The organism is Pseudomonas gingeri, from assembly GCF_013386165.1.
Lineage (GTDB): Bacteria > Pseudomonadota > Gammaproteobacteria > Pseudomonadales > Pseudomonadaceae > Aquipseudomonas > Aquipseudomonas gingeri_C.
In genome coordinates this window covers 59,950-79,658 of sequence record NZ_JACAOS010000011.1, presented here as the reverse complement: position 1 = coordinate 79,658, position 19,709 = coordinate 59,950, and the positions used below count along the sequence as shown (strand labels likewise).

The following is a 19,709-nucleotide window of genomic DNA, read 5'->3' as shown; positions in this document are numbered from 1 at the left end:
TACAACACGGCCGCCGCCCTGGCACTGCGGTTTACAGTCCAGGCGGGCCGGGTGAGAGGGTTGTCTGTCGTTGCTTAATGGAACGCGGGCGGAGCGCGGGTACGGGCGCCGGGGAAAATGCTTTGGCGGGCATGACCCAGGCGGGTCTGGGTGGCGACCACGGAGGTTGGCCGGGGGCCGTCAAGGGCGGCGAAGCTCAGGGTCTGCGGCAGGGCCGGGCAACTGAACAGCAGGCTGCAATAGCCGCATTTTTCCCACAGGGCATGGTGCTCGGCGCTGGGGGCGTGGTGCTCGTCGGCGCCTGGCGCCATGGCCTCGCCGGCAGGCCCGGGCATCTCCATCGACATGTCCATGCCCATCGACATGGGCATGCGGTGATCCATCGGCATCGCCTGGGAAATCAGCGGTCCGATAAAGATCATCAACATGGCGAACAGGCTCAGCCAACTGCCGCGTACTGGTGCGCGGGAGCGGGGTGACCTGAGGCGTGCGGCGTGCATGGCGTTCAACGGCGTCGTGGCTTATTGCGCGGGTGCGTGGTCCATGTGGCTCATGTCGCCGGTCCCGGCCGGCGGTTGTTTCTGCACCGAGACCTCGACGGTCAGCGCGCCGGCCTTTTCAAAGTGCAGGGTCAGCGGGAAGTGCTTGCCGTCCTGCAACAGGCTACGGTCCTTGAGGTCCAGCAACATCACATGGTAAGCCATGGGCGCGAACTTCACTTCGCCGCCGGCCGCTATGTCGACGCTGGTGACCTGCTGCATTTTCATCAGGTCGAGTTGCATCACGTGTTCATGCAGTTCGGCCTTGCCGGCGATGGGACTGTCGACGCCGGTCAGGCGGTCGGCGCTGGTGCCGGAGTTGTGGATCACGAAATAGGCCGCCACGGTCGGCGCATTGGGTGGCAGCTCCTGGGACCAGGGATGGCTGATCTGCAGGTCACCGACCTTGAACTCATGGGCATTGGCAAAGCAGGCGGGCAGCAGCAGGGCGGCCAGCAACAGGGCATTCTTGAACATGGTTGTTCTCCATAACGATTCATGACGCACACGGACTTGTGGGTGTGAATCAGCTGAGTGGAGAGGCCCGGGGGTTGAGCGAGGGCCATTGCTGGCGCGGTGTGGGGCTGTCGATATTGCTGACGGCGCGCGCCGGGTGGGTTTCGATCCCGACCACGGGCAGTTGTGGTAGATGGCCGGGCAATCCCAGCAACGTCGCGAAGCCCGCACAACACCAGCAGTGCTGCATATTGGAATGGTCATCGTTCTGCGGGGCTGGCTGTTCCAGCTTGCCGAGGTCGATGGCCACCAGCCGGGTACCGCTGGCCGAGCAGAAACTGCCCCACAGCAGTTGCTCCGGGATCGAGTCTTGCGAGGCTTGCGCCATGGCTCCGGACATCGGCATGGCGAGCAGATTGAACAGCACTGCGAAGCAGGCGATCCAGGCAGTTGCTAGCCGTTGTCGGGACATGGAAGGATTTCCGTGAGTGTTTTCAAACAGATGGGTTATTTAGCCTGAACGTCCTTCATAAGTAAAAGCGCGGGCTGCGGTGAAAAGTCGCAAGCTTGTGTAGGGCTTGTCGGTGTCCTTGTGCTCAAGCGTAGCAGGATGCCGTTACAGGGCCGGAACGGCATGAACCTCGATCTTCACGCCCAGGGTGGCGCGAATCACGCTGAAGATGGCGGCCAGGTTGTCCATGCTTGGATTGCCCTTGGCCGAGAGCATGCGATGCAGACTTTTACTTGGCTTGTCGGTTTCCTTGGCCAGGCCCTCGAAACCGACGGTAGCGTTGACCAGGTCACGCAGAATTACCCGTGCAATCTCGGGTTCGCCATTGAGAAACAGGGTGGCGGCCTCATCCAGCAGTGCCTGGGCGAACGCCGGGTCGCGCTGTGCTCGCTCGGCGATGGTTTGTTTGAAGCTGCGAGTAAGGGCCATTCGGTGTTACCTCGTTTTCGATGCGGCTTTTTTACGACGCTGGTATTCGGCAATGAGCGCTTTGGCTTGCTTGATGTCGTTGCTCTGGCTGGATTTGTGACCACCGCCAAACAGGATGATCAGCCGTTTGCCTTCCTGGATCAGATAGATTCGGTAGCCCGGTCCCCAATCGATGCGGTATTCACCCAGGCCGTCGAACCACTTGATGTTGGAGGTGTTGCCCATCTGCATGCGAAGGATTGCGGTGGATACCTTCGTGGCGGCCTGCACATCCAATGACGCGAACCAGTTTTCGAATGGGTTGGACTGGTTGCCCCGAATATATTCTTCGACCTCGATCATTGCGCTCTCAAGGTAACCTAAAGGTTACTATATTTGCAAGCTGATGATCGTGATCTATTCGCTGGTGCTTGCCAACGCGGCAAGTGTTTCAGTGAGCGTCTGGAACTCCCGGTCCACTGGCGGCAATGTCGGTCGCTGGAGAATCAGCACCGGTATCCCGCGTTCCCGGGCCACCTGCAGTTTGGGCTCGGTCGCACCGCTGCCGCTGTTCTTGCTGATCAACACGTCGATGGCGCGGCGTTCGAACAAGGCACGCTCGTCTTCCAGCAGGAACGGCCCGCGGGCGCCGATCACTTCGCAGCGGGCGTTGCCGGGATACTCATCGAGGGCGCGCAGGGTCCAGAACTGCCCGGCGGGAATTTCTTCCAGATGTTGCAGAGGCTCGCGGCCGAGGGTGAACAGCGGGCGTTGGAAGGGCTTGAGGGCTTCGACCAGAGCGGCCCAATCGGCGACTTCGCGCCAGTCGTCGTTGGGCTCCGCGACCCAGGCCGGACGCCGGAGTGCCCAGCAGGGAATACCGCTCAGGCGGGCGGCGGTGGCGGCGTTGCTGCTGATTTGTGCGGCGTAGGGATGGGTGGCGTCCAGCAGCAGGTCGATGCCTTCAGCCTGGATAAAGTGCGCCAGGCCTTCGGCGCCGCCATAACCGCCGACCCGGACCTGGCACTGCAAGTCCGTCGGTACTCGCCCGACTCCTGCCAGGCTGTAGATGTGCGCTGGGCCCAAGGTCCGGGCAATCGCCAGCGCCTCGGTGACACCGCCGAGCAGCAACAGGCGTTTCATGACAGGACTCCGGCGTGACCGACGATGCCGCCCTGGCGATCGATGGCGAAAACTTCCACCTGCACCTGCGCGGGGACCACGCTGCGGGCGAAGTCACGTGCTCGCTGGCAGACTGCATCACCCAGGGCGATGCCGGCCGCGCTGGCCATGGCCAGTGCCTGCTGGCTGGTATTGGCCTGGACAATCGCCTCCTGCAAGGCTTGATCGGCGCCAACCTCGGCCGCCCATTCGGCCAGTTGCGGCAGGTCGATGCTCGAATGCCGGCTGTGCAGGTCCATGTGCCCTGCCGCCAATTTGCTGATCTTGCCGAAGCCTCCGCACAGGCTCAGTTTGTCCACCGGCACCTTGCGCAGGTGCTTGAGCACGGCACCGACGAAGTCGCCCATTTCGATCAGGGCGATTTCCGGCAGGTTGTAGACGCGGCGCATGGTGTCCTCGCTGGCGTTGCCGGTGCAGGCGGCGATATGCAGGTAACCGTTGGTCTTGGCGACGTCGATGCCCTGGTGGATCGAGGCGATATAGGCCGCGCAGGAAAACGGCCGGACGATGCCGCTGGTGCCGAGGATCGACAGCCCACCCAGAATGCCCAGCCGCGGGTTCATGGTTTTCAGCGCCAGGGCTTCGCCGTCGCGGACATTGACGGTGACTGAAAAACCGCCGGCGTAGTCCAGCTCGGCCGCCAGTTGCAGCAGATGCTCAGTGATCATCCGGCGCGGCACCGGGTTGATCGCCGGTTCGCCGACGGCCAGCACCAGGCCGGGGCGGGTGACGGTGCCGACGCCGCTGCCGGCATGAAACTGCACGCCCGGTTCGGCGATCAGCCGCACTTGCGAGTAGAGCAGGGCGCCGTGGGTGACATCCGGGTCGTCGCCGGCATCCTTGAGGGTGCCGGCCTCGGCGCTGTCGTGATGACGGCGACAGAACTCCAGGCGCATGTCCACGCGCTTGCCCTTGGGCAGGGTGATTTGCACGGCGTCACAGCTGATGCCGCTGAGCAGCAGGCGCGCCGCCGCCAGGGCAGTGGCCGTGGCGCAGCTGCCGGTGGTCAGGCCGCTGCGCAGGGGCGCGGGCTGCTCGGCGGTTTCGTCACGCATGAAGATGGCTCCCTGTAGGAGCGAGCTTGCTCGCGATGGTAGCCGGGGCACCGCGTGGCATCAGGTTTCTCGCGTTATCGTTGACGTCCATCGCGAGCAAGCTCGCTCCTACAAGGGGATAGGTGTTCATGGCTTGATGACGTCGAGCAGGGTGATCGGCAGCGCCTGGCGCCAGGTGTCGAAATCCCCCAGCGGTTGGGCCTGGGCGATATGAATGCGGGTCAGTTCGCCGCCATGGGTCTGGCGCCAGTCCATCAGCAGCATTTCGCTTTGCAGGGTCACGGCATTCGCCACCAACCGTCCTCCCGGCTTGAGATGCGCCCAACAGCTATCCAGCACGCCCGGGCGGGTAACGCCGCCGCCGATAAAGATCGCATCCGGCGGCTCCAGTCCGGCCAGGGCCTCGGGTGCGCTGCCGCGAATCAATTGCAGGCCCGGCACTCCGAGGCTGTCACGGTTGCGTTCGATCAACTGTTGGCGACCGGCATCGGCCTCGATGGCAATGGCCCGGCAACTGGGGTGGGCGCGCATCCATTCGATACCGATGGAGCCGCTGCCCGCGCCGACATCCCACAACAGTTCACCGGGTACCGGAGCGAGGCGGGCGAGGGTGATGGCACGGACATCGCGTTTGGTCAGTTGCCCGTCATGTTCGAAGGCCGAGTCCGGCAGCCCGCCGATCCGCGACAGGCGCGCTGTACCGGGGGCGGCCAGACATTCGATGGCGACCAGGTTCAGGTCGGCAATCACCGGATCGCTCCAACTGTCGGCCAGCCCATCGATCCGCCGTTCCGCCGGGCCACCGAGGTGTTCCAGCACGCTGATCCGGCTCGGGCCGAAACCCCGTTCGCGCAGCAACGCGGCAATCGCGGCAGGACTCTGGCCGTCATTGCTCAACACCAGCAGGCGCACGCCGCTGTGCAGATGGGCATTTTTTTTTTTTAATGATACGGCGACCACCGAGAGGNNGGCAACCACCGAGAGGCTCAGCACATCCTGCAAGGCCCAACCCAGGCGAGCCGCGGCCAGGGAACAGGACGAAGGCGCGGACAGCACGCGCATCTCCTCGGCGGCGACCCGGCGCGACAGGCTGGCGCCGACGCCGAACAGCATCGGATCGCCGCTGGCCAGCACGCAGGTCGGTTCACCGCGCAGGGCCAACACCGGCTCCAGGGAAAACGGGCTTGGCCAGGCCAGGCGCTCGGCGCGGATGGCGTCCGGCAGCAGGTCGAGCTGCCGCTGGCCGCCGAAGACCCGGGAAGCCGCCGACAGGGCTTCCCGGGCCTGCTGACCAAGGCCACTGAGGCCGTCTTCACCGATTCCCACGATTGTCAGCCAAGGCACCATCTAAAATCCTCAAAACACAGCGGTTCCGACGGGCAGGCTTTTCATGCCATCGGACAAAGCAGGCATAATACCGTGCCTGCGAGGGCGAAATGCTCTTCGATAACAGCCTATACCTTTCCTTCACGACCGGCCGTCCCTTGAACCCACGCTCACCTGCCACCGCTATCCGCCCCTCGGCCTGTCCGGGGTTGCTGCGTATCGTCCCGGCGCTGGACGGTGGTATCTGCCGGATCAAGCTGGCCGGTGGGGTGATCGACAGCACCCAGGCCCAGGCGGTGGCCCGCGCCGCCGCACGTTATGCCGGTGGGGTGATCGAGGCGACCAACCGGGCCAACCTGCAGATTCGGGGCATCGGCGCGCAGCACACGGCGTTGATCGACGAATTGCTGGCGGCCGGGCTCGGGCCGACCACGCCGGCGGGCGACGATGTCCGTAACCTGATGCTCAGCCCGGGCGCGGGCATTGACCGTCACCTGCTGATCGACACCCGGCCCCTGGCCGAACAGATCCTGGCGACCCTGCAGACCCACGAACGTTTTCATGAACTGTCGGCCAAGTTCGCGCTGCAACTGGACGGTGGTGAAGCCCTGGCGATGCTCGAGCATCCCCATGACCTGTGGTTGTCGGCGCTGCTGCTGGACGATCAAGCGTACCTGGCGTTCGGCCTCGCCGGTTGCCCGGCCCGCGACCTGCCGCTGGCCGCCGTGCCCCTGGCCGAAGGGCATGGGCTGATGGTGGCGGTGCTGGAGCAGTTTCTCGATCTGGCCCGTCCTGAGCAGACACGCATGCGCCATCTGCTGGCTGACGTCTCGCCCGCTGAATTCCTCGCTCAACTGACCCGGCGCCTCGGCTTTGAACCTGTGGCTGTCCCGTCCTGGCATCGATCCGCCGCCCCCGGCCTGCTGCATATCGGCACTTATCCACAGCGCCAGCCGGGTCTGGTTTCCATTGGTGCGGTGGCGCCCCTGGGACGACTCGACGCGACGATGCTCGACGGTGTGGCCCGGCTGGCGAATGACTTCGGCGACGCCAGCTTGCGTCTGACACCCTGGCAGAGCCTGTTGCTGCCCAATATCCGGGTCGAAGACGCGGCAACCGTGATCGCCCAACTGCAACACCTCGGCCTGTCATGCGACGCCGCTGACGCCTTGGCGCAACTGATCGCCTGCACCGGCTCGGCCGGTTGCGGCAAGGGCCTGGCCGACACCAAGGCCGACGCCCGCAGCCTGGCGCTCCAACTGCAAGACCAGCCCCAGGGCGTGCACCTGTCCGGTTGCACGCGCTCCTGCGCGGCGGCGCATGTGGCGCCGGCCACCCTGCTGGCGGTTGCGCCCGGCCATTACGACCTCTATTTGCGCGATGCCATGCACCCGGGCTTCGGCCGGTTGCAGGCACGCAACCTTACTATTGAAGCGGCGGGCGTCCTGTTGGCGGCCCGTCCACGGAGCAACACCGATGATTGATTACATCCGCGACGGTCAGGAGATCTATCGCAATTCCTTCGCGATCATTCGCGCAGAAGCCAACCTGGCACGGATTCCCGCGGATCTGGAGAAGCTCGCGGTGCGGGTGATCCACGCCTGCGGCATGGTCGACGCCATCGACGGCCTGCAATTCTCCCCAGGCGCCGGCAAGGCCGGACGCGAGGCCCTGGCGGCCGGCGCGGCGATTCTCTGCGATGCGCGGATGGTCAGCGAAGGCGTGACCCGTGCGCGCCTGCCCGCGAACAACCCGGTGATCTGCACCCTGCGCGACGAGCGCGTGCCCGGCTTGGCCGAGGAACTGGGCAATACCCGTTCGGCGGCGGCGCTGGAGCTGTGGCGGCCGCATCTGGAAGGCAGCGTGGTGGTGATCGGCAATGCCCCGACGGCACTGTTCTACCTGCTGGAAATGCTCGATGCCGGCGCGCCGAAACCGGCGTTGATCCTCGGTTTCCCGGTGGGGTTTGTCGGCGCCGCCGAATCCAAGGCGATGCTCGCGGCCGACAGCCGTGGCGTGCCGTTCGTGATCATGCAGGGCCGGCTGGGCGGTAGCGCCATGGCCGCCGCCGCGGTCAATGCCCTCGCTACGGAGATTGAATGATGCAGCAGCCTGGACGTCTGATCGGCCTCGGCGTGGGCCCCGGAGACCCGGAACTGATTACGGTCAAAGCTCTGCGCCTGCTGCGCGAATCGCCGGTGGTGGCGTACTTCGTTGCCAAGGGCAAGAAAGGCAACGCCTTCGGCATTATCGAGGCGCACTTGCAGGAGGCCCAGAGCCTGCTGCCGCTGGTCTACCCGGTGACCACCGAGGCGTTGCCTGCGCCCTTGTCCTATGAACAGGTGATCAGCGATTTCTACGACCAAGCCAGCCTGGAAGTGGCTGCGCACCTGGACGCCGGCCGTGACGTGGCGGTGATCTGCGAAGGCGATCCGTTCTTCTATGGCTCCTACATGTACCTGCACGATCGCCTGGCCGAGCGTTATGAGACCCAGGTGATTCCCGGGGTCTGCTCGATGCTGGGTGGCGCTTCGGTGCTCGGCGTGCCGTTGGTGTATCGCAACCAGAGCCTGTCGGTGTTGTCCGGCGTGCTGCCCCATGACGAACTCAAGCGTCGCCTGGCCGATGCCGATGCAGCGGTGATCATGAAGCTGGGGCGTAACTTCCCCAAGGTTCGCCAAGTGCTGGAAGAGTTGGGCCTGGCCGAGCGCGCGCTTTATGTGGAGCGCGCGACCATGGCCAATCAGAAGATCGTGCCCCTCGATGAGGTCGAGCCGATGTCCTCGCCATACTTCTCGCTGATCATCGTGCCTGGCGAACGGTGGCAGGGATGAGCCGCGCGCAACCGGCCATTGTCATCCTCGGCAATGGCAGCCTGGCAACGGCTCGCCGGCTGCAACAGATTTATCCGGATGCGCTGGTCTACGGACTGGCGGAACGGGTCGACGGCGCCGATCGCTTGTATCACGAGTTTGGCGCGACCATGCGTCAGCTCTATCAGCAGGACACGCCGATCATTGCCCTGTGCGCCGCCGGTATTGTGATCCGTACGCTGGCCCCGGTGTTGCTGGAGAAAGGCGCCGAGCCGCCGGTGCTGGCGGTGGCCGAGGACGGCAGCGCCGTGGTACCGCTGTTGGGCGGGCTGGGCGGGGTGAATGTCATGGCCCGGGAAATGGCCGCCGGCCTCGGTGTCGCGGCGGCCATCACCACCAGCGGCGAACTGCGTTTCGGCACCTGCTTGCTGAACCCGCCGAGTGGCTATGCTCTCGGTGACCTGGAGCTGGGCAAGCGGTTTGTCTCGGACCTGCTGGCCGGCGAAAGCGTGCGTATCGAAGGGGCGGCACCCTGGTTGGCGCAGGCGCATTTGCCGGAGGACCGACAGGCGCGCCTGTCGATTCATGTCGGCAGCGCCGAGCGTGCGCCGGCGGCCAATGAGTTGCTGATTTATCCGCGCAGCGTGCTGGTGGCGGTCACCGCCGCTGTGCCGGAGCTGGCCAGTGCGGTGCGTGATGCCCTGCACGGCGCGAATATCGCCCACCAGTCGCTGGCCTGCCTGCTGGCGGCGGACAGCGAGATGGCCAGTCCCGCGCTGCGTGAAGCGGCTGTCGAGTTGGGTGTGCCGTTGCGTTTTGTCGCCTCGACCGGCTCGGTCGCCGATATGGCGCAACAAGCCATACCGCAATTGCTACCGCCGATCTCTGTCGGTGAGGGCTTGGCGATCGCGGTCGCCAGCCAGCCGTTGGAGCCTGCGCGGATCGGTCGTTCACGCGGTCGCCTGGCGGTGATCGGCCTCGGCCCCGGTGCCGCCGAGCTGATGGTGCCGGCGGTGAAGGCCGAGTTGGCGAAGGCCAACGATGTGCTGGGTTATGAAACCTATGTGCGCATGGCCGGCCCGTTCCGTGCCGATCAGGTGCTGCATTGCACGGATAACCGCGAAGAAATGCAGCGCGCCCGGCATGCTTTCGAACTGGCGGCCGAGGGCCGTTCGGTGGTGGTGGTGTCGTCCGGCGACCCTGGCGTATTTGCCATGGCGGCGGCGGTGCTCGAAGCCCTGCACGAGTCCACTGACCCGAGTTGGCATCGCGTCGACCTGGAAATCCTGCCGGGGGTGTCGGCCTCGCTGGCGACGGCGGCCCAGGCCGGTGCGCCGCTGGGGCATGACTTCTGTGTGATGTCGCTCTCGGACAACCTCAAGCCCTGGAGCATCATCGAGAAGCGTCTCGACCTGGCGGCCCAGGCCGACCTGGCCCTGGCTTTCTACAACCCGATCTCGCGTTCCCGGCCCTGGCAGTTGGGCCGGGCCCTGGAGATCGTCGCGGCGCACCGCACGGCGCAGACGCCGGTGGTACTGGGACGGGATATCGGCCGGCCAGGACAGACCTTGCGGGTGACCACTCTAGGTGAGTTGACGCCGGATCAGGTGGACATGCGGACCATGGTCATCATCGGCTCGTCCACTACCTGCACTTTCCCCCGTGCCGAGGGCGGCGAGTGGGTGTACACCCCGCGCTGGTACGGTGAAAAGCCCCGGTCTTGAGGGGCTACGGGCTCAAAAAGGACGGTTTCTATAATTCTCTATAATCGTATGTAATTGGCTATAAAGGCGCCTGACGTCAAGGCACCAGATACCCGCGCACCCCGGTAAAGATGATCTGCGCCGCCAGGGCGCAGACGAACAGCCCCATCAGGCGGCTGACGATCTGCAAGCCCTGGTCGCCGAGGATGCGCTCGATCCGGTTGGACAGGTACAGCACCACGCCGACGGTCAGGCTCGCCAGGGCGATACTGACGATGGCAAAGAACTTGTCGTCCCAGTGCGGCTGACTGACCCCCATGACCAGCAACGCACCAATGGTGCCGGGGCCGACGGTCAGGGGAATGGTCAGCGGGACGATGGTCACGTCCTGCTGCACGTTGTCGGTCTGCACCGCCGATTTACCCTGGGCCATGCCCAACGCCGAAATAAACAGCACGCTGCCCGCGCCGATACGGAAGGCATCCACGGTGATGCCGAAGACGCTGAAAATCACCCGCCCGAACAGATACAGCAACACGCTGGAGATCAGCGTCGCCAACGCAACCTTCCAGGCCAGGCGTCGCCGCTCCTTGTTGGAATAACCACGGGTCAGGCTGATAAAGCAGGACAGGACGAAGAACGGGCTGTAGAGCACCAGCATCTTCAGGTAAACGCTGAATAACACGTGGAGCATGGTGTGGGCTCGCAACGGAGGAGGGCGACGGCAGTCTATCAGGGGTTGCGCACGCTGTCGGCTCTGTCCGGGAGCGGGCCGAACCGATTGTCATGGGGCGGGTTTTGTCCCTTCGTCAGGGGGTCGAGACCTGGGCTTGATTCTGCGCGCGCTCGGCTACCCAGTGCTCCACCAGTTCACGCAGCTGCGACAGTTCCACCGGCTTGGCCATATGCCCGTCCATCCCGGCCTGGCGCGCGCGCTCCTTGTGCTCGGTGAGAATGTGCGCGGTCAGCGCCACCACCGGGGTGCGCACCCGCTGGTTGCCGACTTCCCAGGCGCGCAGCTGCTGGGTGGCGGAAAAACCGTCGAGGATCGGCATCTCGCAATCCATCAGCACCAGGTCGTAGCGCTGGGCTTTCATCGCCTGCAGGGCCTCTTCGCCATTGCTTGCGGTGTCGGGTTTTAGGTTGAGCTTGCCGAGCATGCCGCGAATGACTTTGGTGGAGATGCTGTTGTCTTCGGCCACCAGGATGCGGAAGTCACTCGGCACGGTGATCGGCGTCACCACCTCGGGACTCGCCACTGGCGGCGGTGTCGGTCCCGACCCCGGCCGCTTGTCGCGCTGGGCCAGTTCGTCCGCCAGGGTGGTCTTGAGGGTGTAGCCGGCCACCGGTTTGGCGAGGATGCGCTTGACCCCGGCATTGCGCGCGATGATCTTGCTCGGCGCGTTGCTGATGCCGGTGAGCATGATCAGCAGGATGTCGTGGTTCAGGCTCGGGTCTTCCTTGATCTTCGCCGCCAGTTGCATGCCGGTCATGCCGGGCATGTTCTGGTCCAGCAGCACCGCGTCGAAGTAGTCGCGCAGGTGGGCCTTGGTCCGCAGCAGTGCCAGGGCTTCCTTGCCCGATGGCACGGCGCTGACATTCAGGCCCCAGGCGCTGCATTGCTGCACCAGCACCTTGCGGCAGGTGTCGTTGTCGTCGACCACCAGCACCCGCGCGCCCCGGAGCGGGCCGTCGAGGTCGGACGTCGGGTTCTCCAGGTGCAGCGGGTCCAGCGGCAGGGTCAGCCAGAGGGTGCTGCCCTGGTGGGTGCCGCTCTTGATGCCGAATTCGCCTTGCATCAGTTGCACCAACTGCCGGGCGATCACCAGCCCGAGGTTTCCGCCCAGGCGGGTTGCGGCGAGGAAATTCTTGCTCTGCAGTTCGGCGTGGAGCAGGGCGTCGCGCTCTTCGTCGCCCATCGGCACGCCGCTGTCCTGGACCGCGATACGCAGGCGCGGCTGGCCGCTGCGTTCGTCGAGGGCGACGACAATCAGAATCTCGCCCTCGTCGGTTTTCTTCAGGGCGTGTTCCAGCAGGCTGAGCAGGGTCTGGCGCAGGCGCGTCGGGTCACCGCTGATCACCCGCGGCACTTGCGGTTGGATAAAGCTGATCAGCTCGACATTCTGCTGTTCGGCGCGGGCGCGGAAGATACTCAGGCAGTCATCGATCAGGGCGTTGAGGTCGAACTGCACGTCATCCAGCTCGATCTGCCCGGACTCCAGCTTGGAGATATCGAGGATCTCGTTGATCAGGGTCAGCAGTTCGTTACCGGCGCTGTGGATGGTTTGCACATAGTCGCGTTGCTTGACCGACAACGGCGTGCCGAGGAGCAGTTCGGTCATGCCCAGCACGCCGTTCATCGGCGTGCGGATCTCGTGGCTGATCTTCGCCAGGAACTCGGCCTTGGCGGCGATTTCCGCATTGCTTGCCGCCAGGTCGCGGCTGAGGCTGAACTGGTCTTCGGTGATGCTGCGCCGGCGCTCGCCCAGGGCCACGCTCATCAGCAGACCGCTGATGCAGATGAACACCAGCAAGGCGATGATCAGGCCTTGCGGCGCCACCAGGGTCAGTCCCAGCAGCGCGGGCAGGATCACCAGCGTACCGATGTTGAAGATCACCATGGCGACCACGAACAGCCGCGCCGGACGGTAACCCTTCTGCCAGTGATAGGCGGAGACCAGCAGGATGCTCAGGCTCGCCAGACCCACCAGACCGTAGGTCATGACATTCAAGGGCAGGGTGTCGATGAACAACAGCAGCAGGCCACCGAGGCTGATGACCAGGATGTCGCCCAGTAGCAGTTTGTTCAGCGGATGCGGGCCCAACTGCGAAAAGAACGAGTAGGTGAACATCAGCCCGCAGGGGGCGGTCAGCAGCAGCGCCACATAGGAAGCGGGGGTCTGCGTGCCGTGCCAGTCGGGCAGCCAGGGGCCGATCAGGTTCAACAGGAACAGCGCGCTGAGCAACAGGAAGCCTTCGCAGGCGGCCAACCACAGACTGCTGCGCGAGCGGGTGTAGGCGAAGCGGATCAGGTTGTGCAGGATCAGCATCGTCAGGCAGCCGAAGAGCAGGCCGTAGAGCAGCGACTGGCTCTGGTCGGCGGCGACCGCAATAGCCGGCTCGAGGGTGATGTGCGGGCGCAGTTCGTGCTTGGAGACGAGTCTCAGGTAGATATCCAGCGGCCGGCTGCTTTGCACCAGCGGCAGCATGAAGTCACTGCTGGGCAGCGGGCGTTCGGCCTGGGGCAGGTCGTTGCCGGTGCGCACCTGGGCGATCAGGCTGTCGCCGTCGAGGGTATAGAGGTCGAGACGCGCCAGGTCGGGGGCGAAGACCCGCAGCACTTGTTCGTGGGGGCCCGGTTGCAGGCGAAAGCGCAGCCACAAGGCACCCTCGGGCTGGGCGGCGGTCAAGCGTTCGAGCTCGACCGGACTGAATTGGTTGATGTAGCGCGAGGAGCGGATATCGCTCAATTGCAGGTCGGCCTGGTCGTCAAACAATGACGCCCAGCCAATGCCTTGCGAGGCCTGGGCCGGAGCAAGGCAGAGCAGGGTCAGCAAGCTGACAGTAATACCTATGGCGATCCTGAGCCAGCGCACGGCGAAATCCCTTCGTAGGTTGATGCCTGGTGATAACTATGCGCAGGGCTGGAATCGTTCGGCAAGGGCCCAACGCCCTTGCCTATCCCTTCGGATAGCTTATTCCTTTGAGTCTGCGCGTTCGCGTGCTATTGCACGATAGCCGATATCGCTACGGTAGAAGCAGCCGTCCCAATCAATCTTAGCTGCGAGCTTGTAGGCCTGCTGCTGTGCGGCGTCAACGCTGTTACCCAGGGCGGTGGCGCAGAGCACACGACCGCCAGAAGTTACTACCTGACCGTCCTTCAGTGCGGTACCGGCATGAAAGACTTTGCCTTCCAGGCCAGCGGCCGCATCCAGGCCGTTGATCACGGCGCCCTTGGCGTAGTCGCCCGGGTAACCGCCGGCGGCCAGGACGATGCCCAGGCTCGGACGCGGGTCCCATTGGGCTTCGATCTTGTCCAGGGCCTGGGCCAACGCGGCTTCGATCAGCAGGATCAGGCTCGATTGCAGACGCAGCATCACCGGCTGGGTTTCCGGGTCGCCGAAGCGGCAGTTGAACTCGATGACTTTCGGGTTGCCGGCCTGGTCGATCATCAGCCCTGCGTACAGGAAACCAGTGTAGACGTTGCCTTCTGCAGCCATGCCGCGCACGGTCGGCCAGATAACCAGGTCCATGACCCGCTGGTGGACTTCGGCGGTGACCACTGGCGCTGGCGAGTAAGCGCCCATGCCGCCGGTGTTCGGACCGCTGTCGCCGTCGCCGACGCGCTTGTGGTCCTGGCTGGTGGCCATGGGCAGGACGTTCTTGCCGTCGACCATGACAATGAAGCTGGCTTCTTCGCCGTCGAGGAATTCCTCGATGACCACGCGCGAACCGGCTTCACCGAAGGCATTGCCGGCGAGCATGTCGCGCACGGCGTCTTCGGCTTCGGCCAGGGTCATGGCGACGATCACGCCTTTACCGGCGGCCAGGCCGTCGGCCTTGATCACGATCGGCGCGCCTTTTTCACGCAGATAGGCCAGGGCTGGCTCGATCTCGGTGAAGTTCTGGTAATCGGCGGTGGGGATCTTGTGACGTGCCAGGAAGTCCTTGGTGAAGGCTTTGGAGCCTTCGAGCTGGGCGGCACCGGCGGTTGGACCGAAGCAGTCCAGGCCACGGGCGCGGAACAGGTCGACCACACCGGCCACCAGCGGCACTTCCGGACCGACGATGGTCAGGGAGACGTTTTTCTCGGCAAAGTCCGCCAGTTGCTCAAGGGCCAGCACGTCGATGGCGACGTTCTCGCACTTGGCTTCAATGGCGGTACCGGCGTTGCCCGGGGCAACGAAGACTTTCTTGACCCGCGGGTCCTGCGCCACTTTCCAGGCCAGGGCGTGTTCACGGCCACCGCTGCCGATGATCAAAACATTCATTTCAAAAACCTCGATGACGCTGAATTTCGTTTTGGACCCTAAAGCGCTTCACGCTGTCGGAGGTCGCAATGAAGCCGGTAGATGCAAGGCGGAGTCGGTCTCGATGAGCGGAGTTGCCTTTTGGCAATGAGCATCATCGAGATCGGCTCCAACGCAGCAGATGCCGGTTTCAGTGCGGCCGTTGTCGTATTAGTGACGGAAATGGCGCATGCCGGTGAATACCATCGCGATACCGGCTTCGTCGGCCGCTGCAATCACTTCATTGTCACGCATCGAACCGCCTGGCTGGATCACCGCGGTGACACCGGCCTTGGCCGCATTGTCGAGACCGTCGCGGAACGGGAAGAATGCGTCCGAGGCCATGACCGAACCCTGTACCTGCAGGCCAGCATGCTCGGCCTTGATTGCAGCAATGCGTGCGGAGTTGACGCGGCTCATCTGGCCGGCGCCGACACCGATGGTCTGGCGGTTCTTGGCATAGACGATGGCGTTGGACTTGACGTACTTGGCGACTTTCCAGGCGAAGATCAGGTCGTGGATCTCTTGCTCGGTCGGTGCACGTTGGGTCACGACCTTCAGGTCGTCGCTGCCGATCATGCCGATATCGCGGCTCTGCACCAGCAGGCCACCGTTGACGCGCTTGTAGTCCCAGGCCGGGGCGCGGTTGGCGTCCCACTGACCGCAGACCAGCAGGCGTACATTGACCTTGGCGGCGACGATGGCGCGAGCTTCTTCGCTCACGGACGGGGCGATGATCACTTCGACGAACTGACGCTCGACGATGGCCTTGGCGGTTTCGGCATCCAGTTCGCGGTTGAAGGCGATGATGCCGCCGAAGGCCGATTCAGTGTCGGTGGCATAGGCCAGTTCGTAGGCCTGGCGGATACCGCCTTCGGCGTCCGGGCTCACGGCCACGCCACATGGGTTGGCGTGCTTGACGATGACGCAGGCTGGCTTGACGAAGCTCTTCACACATTCCAGCGCGGCATCGGTATCGGCCACGTTGTTATAGGAGAGTTCCTTGCCTTGCAGCTGGGTGGCAGTGGCGATGCCGACTTCGGCTGGCTTGGCTTCTACGTAGAACGCCGCGCTCTGGTGCGGGTTCTCGCCGTAGCGCATTTCCTGGGCCTTGATGAACTGGCTGTTGAAAGTCCGCGGGAATTCACTGCGACCTTCCGTGCTCAGGGTTTCAGCGGCCTGGTTCACGGTGCCCATGTAGTTGGCGATCATGCCGTCGTAGGCGGCGGTGTGTTCGAAGGCCTTGAGCATCAGGTCGAAACGCTGGGCGTAGGTCAGGCCACCGGCCTTGAGGCTTTCCAGGACCTGGGCGTAGTCGCCGACGTTGACCACGATGGCCACGTCCTTGTGGTTCTTGGCCGCCGAGCGGACCATGGTCGGGCCGCCGATGTCGATGTTCTCGATGGCGGTCGGCAGGTCACAGCCGGGCTTGTTGATGGTGGCTTCGAACGGGTAGAGGTTGACCGCCACCAGGTCGATCGGCTTGATGCCGTGCTCGTTCATGATGGCGTCATCGATACCGCGACGACCGAGGATACCGCCGTGGATTTTCGGGTGCAGGGTCTTCACCCGGCCGTCCATCATTTCCGCGAAACCGGTGTAATCCGCGACTTCTACTGCGGCCACGCCGTTGTCCTGCAGCAGTTTGAAGGTCCCGCCGGTGGAAAGGATTTCCACACCCAGGGCTTCCAGCTCCCGGGCAAATTCGAGGATCCCGGTCTTGTCGGAAACACTGATCAAGGCGCGGCGGATCGGCAGGCGGGTGGTCTGGTCGGTCATCTCAATTTCCATCAAAAGCAAAGGAGTCAGCAAAAAAGGCGACCGGTTTTACGCGGGCGCCTTTCTGGTTTGATTGAATGCTTACAGCAAATCGTATTGTTTGAGTTTCTTGCGCAAGGTGCCGCGGTTCAGCCCGAGCAGCTCGCTGGCCTTGGTCTGGTTGCCCTTGACGTAGTTCATCACGCTTTCCAGCAAGGGCGCCTCGACTTCCGAGAGCACGAGGTTGTACACGTCCGTGACGGCCGCGCCCTCAAGGTGGGCGAAATAATTGTGCAGCGCCTTCTCGACACTCCCGCGAAGGGTCTGGCCTTCTTCGCTCGGCGTGTTGAGGTGCTGTTTCAAATTGACGTTGTCGCTCACGGGCGTTGTTCCACTCACTAAAGTCTCGGTCATCATCGTCATGCGGCCACCCCTCTCCCTTCCCCTGTCACCAGGCTCTTGTAACGTTCGGCGAAGAACTCACGAACGCTGGCGCACTGTGCTTCCGTATCTTCCACACGATTGAAGTGGGCGCGAAACTCCTTGGCGCCCGGCAAGGTTGCGAGATACCAGCCGACGTGCTTGCGGGCGATACGTACACCCATCACCTCCCCATAGAAGGCATGCAACGCGGCCAGATGCTCTAGCAGAATACGTTCCACTTCGAACAGCTCCGGTGCCGGGAGGGTTTCGCCGGTACGCAGAAAATGCTCGATTTCACGAAAAATCCATGGCCGCCCCTGGGCGGCCCGGCCAATCAACAGGCCATCGGCACCGGTCGCGTGCAGCACGTGCCGGGCTTTCTCGGCCGAATCGATGTCGCCGTTGGCGAAGACCGGGATCGACACCGCCTGCTTGATCGCGGCAATGGTGTCGTACTCGGCTTCACCGGTATACAGGTCGGCACGGGTTCGCCCGTGCACGGCCAACGCCGTGATTCCCGCCTGCTCGGCGATTTTCGCCACCGTCAGGCCGTTCTTGTTCGCCCGGTCCCAGCCGGTGCGGATCTTCAGGGTGACCGGTACATCCACCGCCGCCACGACGGCCTGGAGGATCTCGTTCACCAGTGCTTCATCTTTCAGTAACGCGGAGCCAGCGGCCTTGTTGCAGACCTTCTTGGCCGGGCAGCCCATGTTGATATCGATAATCTGTGCACCCAGCTCGACATTGGCCCGGGCCGCATCCGCCAGCATCTGCGCGTCGCCACCGGCGATCTGTACCGAGCGGGGCTCGGGATCGCCTTCGTGGATCATGCGCAGACGCGATTTGCGGCTGTTCCACAAGCTCATGTCGCTGGTGACCATTTCCGAGACTACAAGACCCGCGCCCAGGCGTCGGCACAACTGACGAAAGGGCTGGTCGGTGACACCCGCCATGGGGGCGAGAATCAAGCCGTTCTGCAATGTATATGGGCCGATGCGTACCGCCGACATAGGACTTCCCTGTTGTGGGGCCGGATCATGAGAGTTCGAAAAAGGGTTGGCATGATACCCGCTCTCGATGACTGGATAAAGGCAAAGTTGGATAAAATCTGAACAGTTATTTGCTTGTCACTGGCGGTTTGGTTGTCGCCAGAAAACCGCCGCGCAACCGGGCAATGGGCCTCGGGTTACTCGGGCGAGTGGAAGCTGAGGCTGTAGTTCACGGCTTTGGCGCCCGGGTCGAGGATATCCAGGGCGATATGGATCGGTGTCTGCGGCGGCATTTCGCCTTGGCCGGCGAGGTCGCCGCTCAGGTACTCGGCGGGTTTGAAGCGGCGGCTGGCGATCAGATGACCATTGAGGTCGGCGAAGCGCAGCTCCAGCAACGGAAAGGGCTGGGAGAACGGGGCGCGGTTGTAGATGATCGCATCCACCACCAGGGCGCCGGCGAAGTCCGGGTGGCTGCGGACCACCAGGTTGCTGCTCTTGATTCGGGCGATATCGACTTTTGACGGCACTTTGCAGCCGATTTCCGGGCAAAGTTGCTGGAACCAGGGGCGGTACTGGTCCTGGCGCGCCAGCTCGTCGAAGTGATAACCGACGTATTGGCCGACCAGGGCGCCGGCGGCCAGCAGCACCAGCAGCAGCCAGAGCAGGCGACGGCCCCAGGGTGAGCGGCGGCGTTGCCAGTCGAGCTGGATCGGGTCGTCGACCAGGTCCAGCAGCACGTCGTCGTGCAGGCCGGGTTCGTTGCGCTCGCGCCGGGGCTTGGATTTCTTGCGCTCGTCTTCGGCGGGGGCTTCGTCAGCGTGCTCGGCGGCGGGGGCCGCATGGAAGGTGTCGTCTTCCAGCTCGTCGTGTTCGAGTTGCAGGCGCGGGACCGGCGGTTCGTCGTCGAGGTCGGCAAGGTCGAAGGACAGCGAAGGCTCGGTGCGCACCAGCTTCGGCGGCTCGACCTTCTTTTCCGGTGCCTTGGCTGGGGCCGCGGTCATGGCGCCGTCGTCGACCGGATCGGCGTCGAGGTGCTTGCCCGGCGGTTCGCTGAACAGGCTGTCGGGCCATTGCTCTTCTTCAGTGTCCGGGCCGTCGCGGCGAGCGCTGAGGGACTCGCCCTTGCCGCCGCGGTCCTGGCCGAACGCCTTGGTCGGCTGGATTTCCCGTTGCTCCAGGCGCGCCAGCTCCTCGTCCAGGTCGAGGTTGTCCAGGTCCAGCTCTTCGGCCGACCATTGTCGCTGGCTGATGGCCCGTGGCTGTTGCGGTGGTTCTGGAGGCGGTGGTGGCGGTGCAGGGGCCGGTTTCGGCACCGGAGCCGGTGTCGGCGCGGCAGCGGCAGCGGCTGCCGCTTCCCGGGCCGCGCGTTGTTCGAGCAATTGTCGCGCAGCGTTGAACACCTGCAGGCAGGAGCCGCAACGAACCACTCCGCGGGCCACGCTCAATTGAGCGTGGCTGACGCGGAAACTGGTCTGGCAATGCGGGCACTGGGTGACGAAGCTGTCGGTCATGCGGCGATCCGGTTCATGCAGGCGGC

19 protein-coding genes are annotated in these 19,709 nt (G+C 64.1%); 4 read left to right on the top strand and 15 right to left on the bottom strand.

Features of this window, described 5'->3' with window-relative positions:
- Nucleotides 1–74: 74 nt before the first annotated feature.
- The 8 genes from HX866_RS10345 to cbiE form a co-directional block, all read right to left on the bottom strand.
- On the bottom strand, nt 75–500 hold the full coding sequence (locus tag HX866_RS10345; RefSeq protein WP_177139424.1) for a DUF2946 domain-containing protein: 426 nt from the start codon (nt 498–500) through the stop codon (nt 75–77).
- A 21-nt stretch (nt 501–521) separates the two neighbouring features.
- Nucleotides 522–1,016 (bottom strand): copper chaperone PCu(A)C, encoded by a 495-nt coding sequence (locus HX866_RS10340; protein WP_177124901.1) that lies wholly within the window; start codon nt 1,014–1,016, stop codon nt 522–524.
- Between the two features lie 49 nt (nt 1,017–1,065).
- Nucleotides 1,066–1,467, bottom strand: coding sequence for a DUF2946 domain-containing protein (locus tag HX866_RS10335; RefSeq protein ID WP_177105416.1), 402 nt, complete (start codon nt 1,465–1,467; stop codon nt 1,066–1,068).
- 144 nt (nt 1,468–1,611) lie between these two features.
- On the bottom strand, nt 1,612–1,935 hold the full coding sequence (locus HX866_RS10330) for a helix-turn-helix domain-containing transcriptional regulator (protein ID WP_177093447.1): 324 nt from the start codon (nt 1,933–1,935) through the stop codon (nt 1,612–1,614).
- Nucleotides 1,936–1,941: 6 nt separating this feature from the next.
- On the bottom strand, nt 1,942–2,277 hold the full coding sequence (locus HX866_RS10325) for a type II toxin-antitoxin system RelE/ParE family toxin (RefSeq protein WP_177105417.1): 336 nt from the start codon (nt 2,275–2,277) through the stop codon (nt 1,942–1,944).
- Nucleotides 2,278–2,331: 54 nt separating this feature from the next.
- On the bottom strand, nt 2,332–3,057 hold the full coding sequence (locus tag HX866_RS10320; RefSeq protein ID WP_177139423.1) for a cobalt-precorrin-6A reductase: 726 nt from the start codon (nt 3,055–3,057) through the stop codon (nt 2,332–2,334).
- A complete protein-coding gene (locus tag HX866_RS10315) occupies nt 3,054–4,151 on the bottom strand; it encodes a cobalt-precorrin-5B (C(1))-methyltransferase (RefSeq protein ID WP_177139421.1) in 1,098 nt (365 codons plus the stop codon). The genes HX866_RS10320 and HX866_RS10315 overlap by 4 nt, the downstream gene beginning before the upstream one ends.
- Before the next feature lie 126 nt (nt 4,152–4,277).
- The gene (cbiE, locus tag HX866_RS10310; RefSeq protein WP_177139419.1) at nt 4,278–5,498 is read right to left on the bottom strand and encodes a precorrin-6y C5,15-methyltransferase (decarboxylating) subunit CbiE; all 1,221 of its coding nucleotides are present in this window, start codon (nt 5,496–5,498) and stop codon (nt 4,278–4,280) included.
- A gap of 137 nt (nt 5,499–5,635) precedes the next feature.
- Here cbiE and cobG point away from each other — a divergent pair, with 137 nt between their 5' ends.
- From cobG to cobJ, 4 genes are read left to right on the top strand one after another with little or no spacing between them, the layout of a single operon-like run.
- Complete coding sequence (cobG, locus tag HX866_RS10305; protein ID WP_256344891.1) at nt 5,636–6,961, top strand: precorrin-3B synthase; 1,326 nt, start codon at nt 5,636–5,638, stop codon at nt 6,959–6,961.
- Nucleotides 6,954–7,580 (top strand): precorrin-8X methylmutase, encoded by a 627-nt coding sequence (locus tag HX866_RS10300; protein WP_177093442.1) that lies wholly within the window; start codon nt 6,954–6,956, stop codon nt 7,578–7,580. Before cobG ends, HX866_RS10300 begins: the two co-directional genes overlap by 8 nt.
- Nucleotides 7,580–8,311 carry a precorrin-2 C(20)-methyltransferase gene (locus HX866_RS10295; RefSeq protein WP_177105458.1) on the top strand — a complete coding sequence of 244 codons (732 nt, stop codon included), beginning with the start codon at nt 7,580–7,582 and terminating at the stop codon, nt 8,309–8,311. Before HX866_RS10300 ends, HX866_RS10295 begins: the two co-directional genes overlap by 1 nt.
- Nucleotides 8,308–10,014, top strand: a complete 1,707-nt coding sequence (gene cobJ / locus HX866_RS10290; RefSeq protein ID WP_177093440.1) for a precorrin-3B C(17)-methyltransferase — start codon at nt 8,308–8,310, stop codon at nt 10,012–10,014. The genes HX866_RS10295 and cobJ overlap by 4 nt, the downstream gene beginning before the upstream one ends.
- 76 nt (nt 10,015–10,090) lie before the next feature.
- Here cobJ and HX866_RS10285 read toward each other — a convergent pair whose 3' ends face one another.
- From HX866_RS10285 to HX866_RS10255, 7 genes are all read right to left on the bottom strand, one after another.
- On the bottom strand, nt 10,091–10,687 hold the full coding sequence (locus HX866_RS10285) for a MarC family protein (protein ID WP_177093439.1): 597 nt from the start codon (nt 10,685–10,687) through the stop codon (nt 10,091–10,093).
- Between the two features lie 115 nt (nt 10,688–10,802).
- The gene (locus HX866_RS10280) at nt 10,803–13,589 is read right to left on the bottom strand and encodes a hybrid sensor histidine kinase/response regulator (protein ID WP_177093438.1); all 2,787 of its coding nucleotides are present in this window, start codon (nt 13,587–13,589) and stop codon (nt 10,803–10,805) included.
- 99 nt (nt 13,590–13,688) lie between these two features.
- A complete protein-coding gene (gene purD / locus HX866_RS10275; protein ID WP_177093437.1) occupies nt 13,689–14,984 on the bottom strand; it encodes a phosphoribosylamine--glycine ligase in 1,296 nt (431 codons plus the stop codon).
- 189 nt (nt 14,985–15,173) lie between these two features.
- The gene (gene purH, locus HX866_RS10270; RefSeq protein WP_177139417.1) at nt 15,174–16,781 is read right to left on the bottom strand and encodes a bifunctional phosphoribosylaminoimidazolecarboxamide formyltransferase/IMP cyclohydrolase; all 1,608 of its coding nucleotides are present in this window, start codon (nt 16,779–16,781) and stop codon (nt 15,174–15,176) included.
- Nucleotides 16,782–16,862: 81 nt separating this feature from the next.
- A complete protein-coding gene (gene fis / locus HX866_RS10265; protein WP_003186237.1) occupies nt 16,863–17,183 on the bottom strand; it encodes a DNA-binding transcriptional regulator Fis in 321 nt (106 codons plus the stop codon).
- Nucleotides 17,180–18,193, bottom strand: a complete 1,014-nt coding sequence (gene dusB, locus HX866_RS10260) for a tRNA dihydrouridine synthase DusB (protein WP_177093435.1) — start codon at nt 18,191–18,193, stop codon at nt 17,180–17,182. Before dusB ends, fis begins: the two co-directional genes overlap by 4 nt.
- Nucleotides 18,194–18,369: 176 nt before the next feature.
- Nucleotides 18,370–19,683, bottom strand: coding sequence for a DUF3426 domain-containing protein (locus HX866_RS10255; RefSeq protein ID WP_177139415.1), 1,314 nt, complete (start codon nt 19,681–19,683; stop codon nt 18,370–18,372).
- Nucleotides 19,684–19,709: the final 26 nt, after the last annotated feature.

Excerpts from the sequence above, each read along its gene's own strand:
- purH (WP_177139417.1), bottom strand. The coding sequence starts at position 16,781 with ATGACCGACCAGACCACCCGCCTGCCGATCCGCCGCGCCTTGATCAGT.
- HX866_RS10335 (WP_177105416.1), bottom strand. The coding sequence starts at position 1,467 with ATGTCCCGACAACGGCTAGCAACTGCCTGGATCGCCTGCTTCGCAGTG.
- HX866_RS10315 (WP_177139421.1), bottom strand. The coding sequence starts at position 4,151 with ATGCGTGACGAAACCGCCGAGCAGCCCGCGCCCCTGCGCAGCGGCCTG.
- HX866_RS10320 (WP_177139423.1), bottom strand. The coding sequence starts at position 3,057 with ATGAAACGCCTGTTGCTGCTCGGCGGTGTCACCGAGGCGCTGGCGATT.
- purD (WP_177093437.1), bottom strand. The coding sequence starts at position 14,984 with ATGAATGTTTTGATCATCGGCAGCGGTGGCCGTGAACACGCCCTGGCC.
- HX866_RS10255 (WP_177139415.1), bottom strand. The coding sequence starts at position 19,683 with ATGACCGACAGCTTCGTCACCCAGTGCCCGCATTGCCAGACCAGTTTC.
- HX866_RS10330 (WP_177093447.1), bottom strand. The coding sequence starts at position 1,935 with ATGGCCCTTACTCGCAGCTTCAAACAAACCATCGCCGAGCGAGCACAG.
- HX866_RS10285 (WP_177093439.1), bottom strand. The coding sequence starts at position 10,687 with ATGCTCCACGTGTTATTCAGCGTTTACCTGAAGATGCTGGTGCTCTAC.
- HX866_RS10325 (WP_177105417.1), bottom strand. The coding sequence starts at position 2,277 with ATGATCGAGGTCGAAGAATATATTCGGGGCAACCAGTCCAACCCATTC.
- fis (WP_003186237.1), bottom strand. The coding sequence starts at position 17,183 with ATGACGATGATGACCGAGACTTTAGTGAGTGGAACAACGCCCGTGAGC.
- HX866_RS10345 (WP_177139424.1), bottom strand. The coding sequence starts at position 500 with ATGCACGCCGCACGCCTCAGGTCACCCCGCTCCCGCGCACCAGTACGC.
- HX866_RS10295 (WP_177105458.1), top strand. The coding sequence starts at position 7,580 with ATGCAGCAGCCTGGACGTCTGATCGGCCTCGGCGTGGGCCCCGGAGAC.
- dusB (WP_177093435.1), bottom strand. The coding sequence starts at position 18,193 with ATGTCGGCGGTACGCATCGGCCCATATACATTGCAGAACGGCTTGATT.
- HX866_RS10300 (WP_177093442.1), top strand. The coding sequence starts at position 6,954 with ATGATTGATTACATCCGCGACGGTCAGGAGATCTATCGCAATTCCTTC.
- HX866_RS10340 (WP_177124901.1), bottom strand. The coding sequence starts at position 1,016 with ATGTTCAAGAATGCCCTGTTGCTGGCCGCCCTGCTGCTGCCCGCCTGC.
- cobJ (WP_177093440.1), top strand. The coding sequence starts at position 8,308 with ATGAGCCGCGCGCAACCGGCCATTGTCATCCTCGGCAATGGCAGCCTG.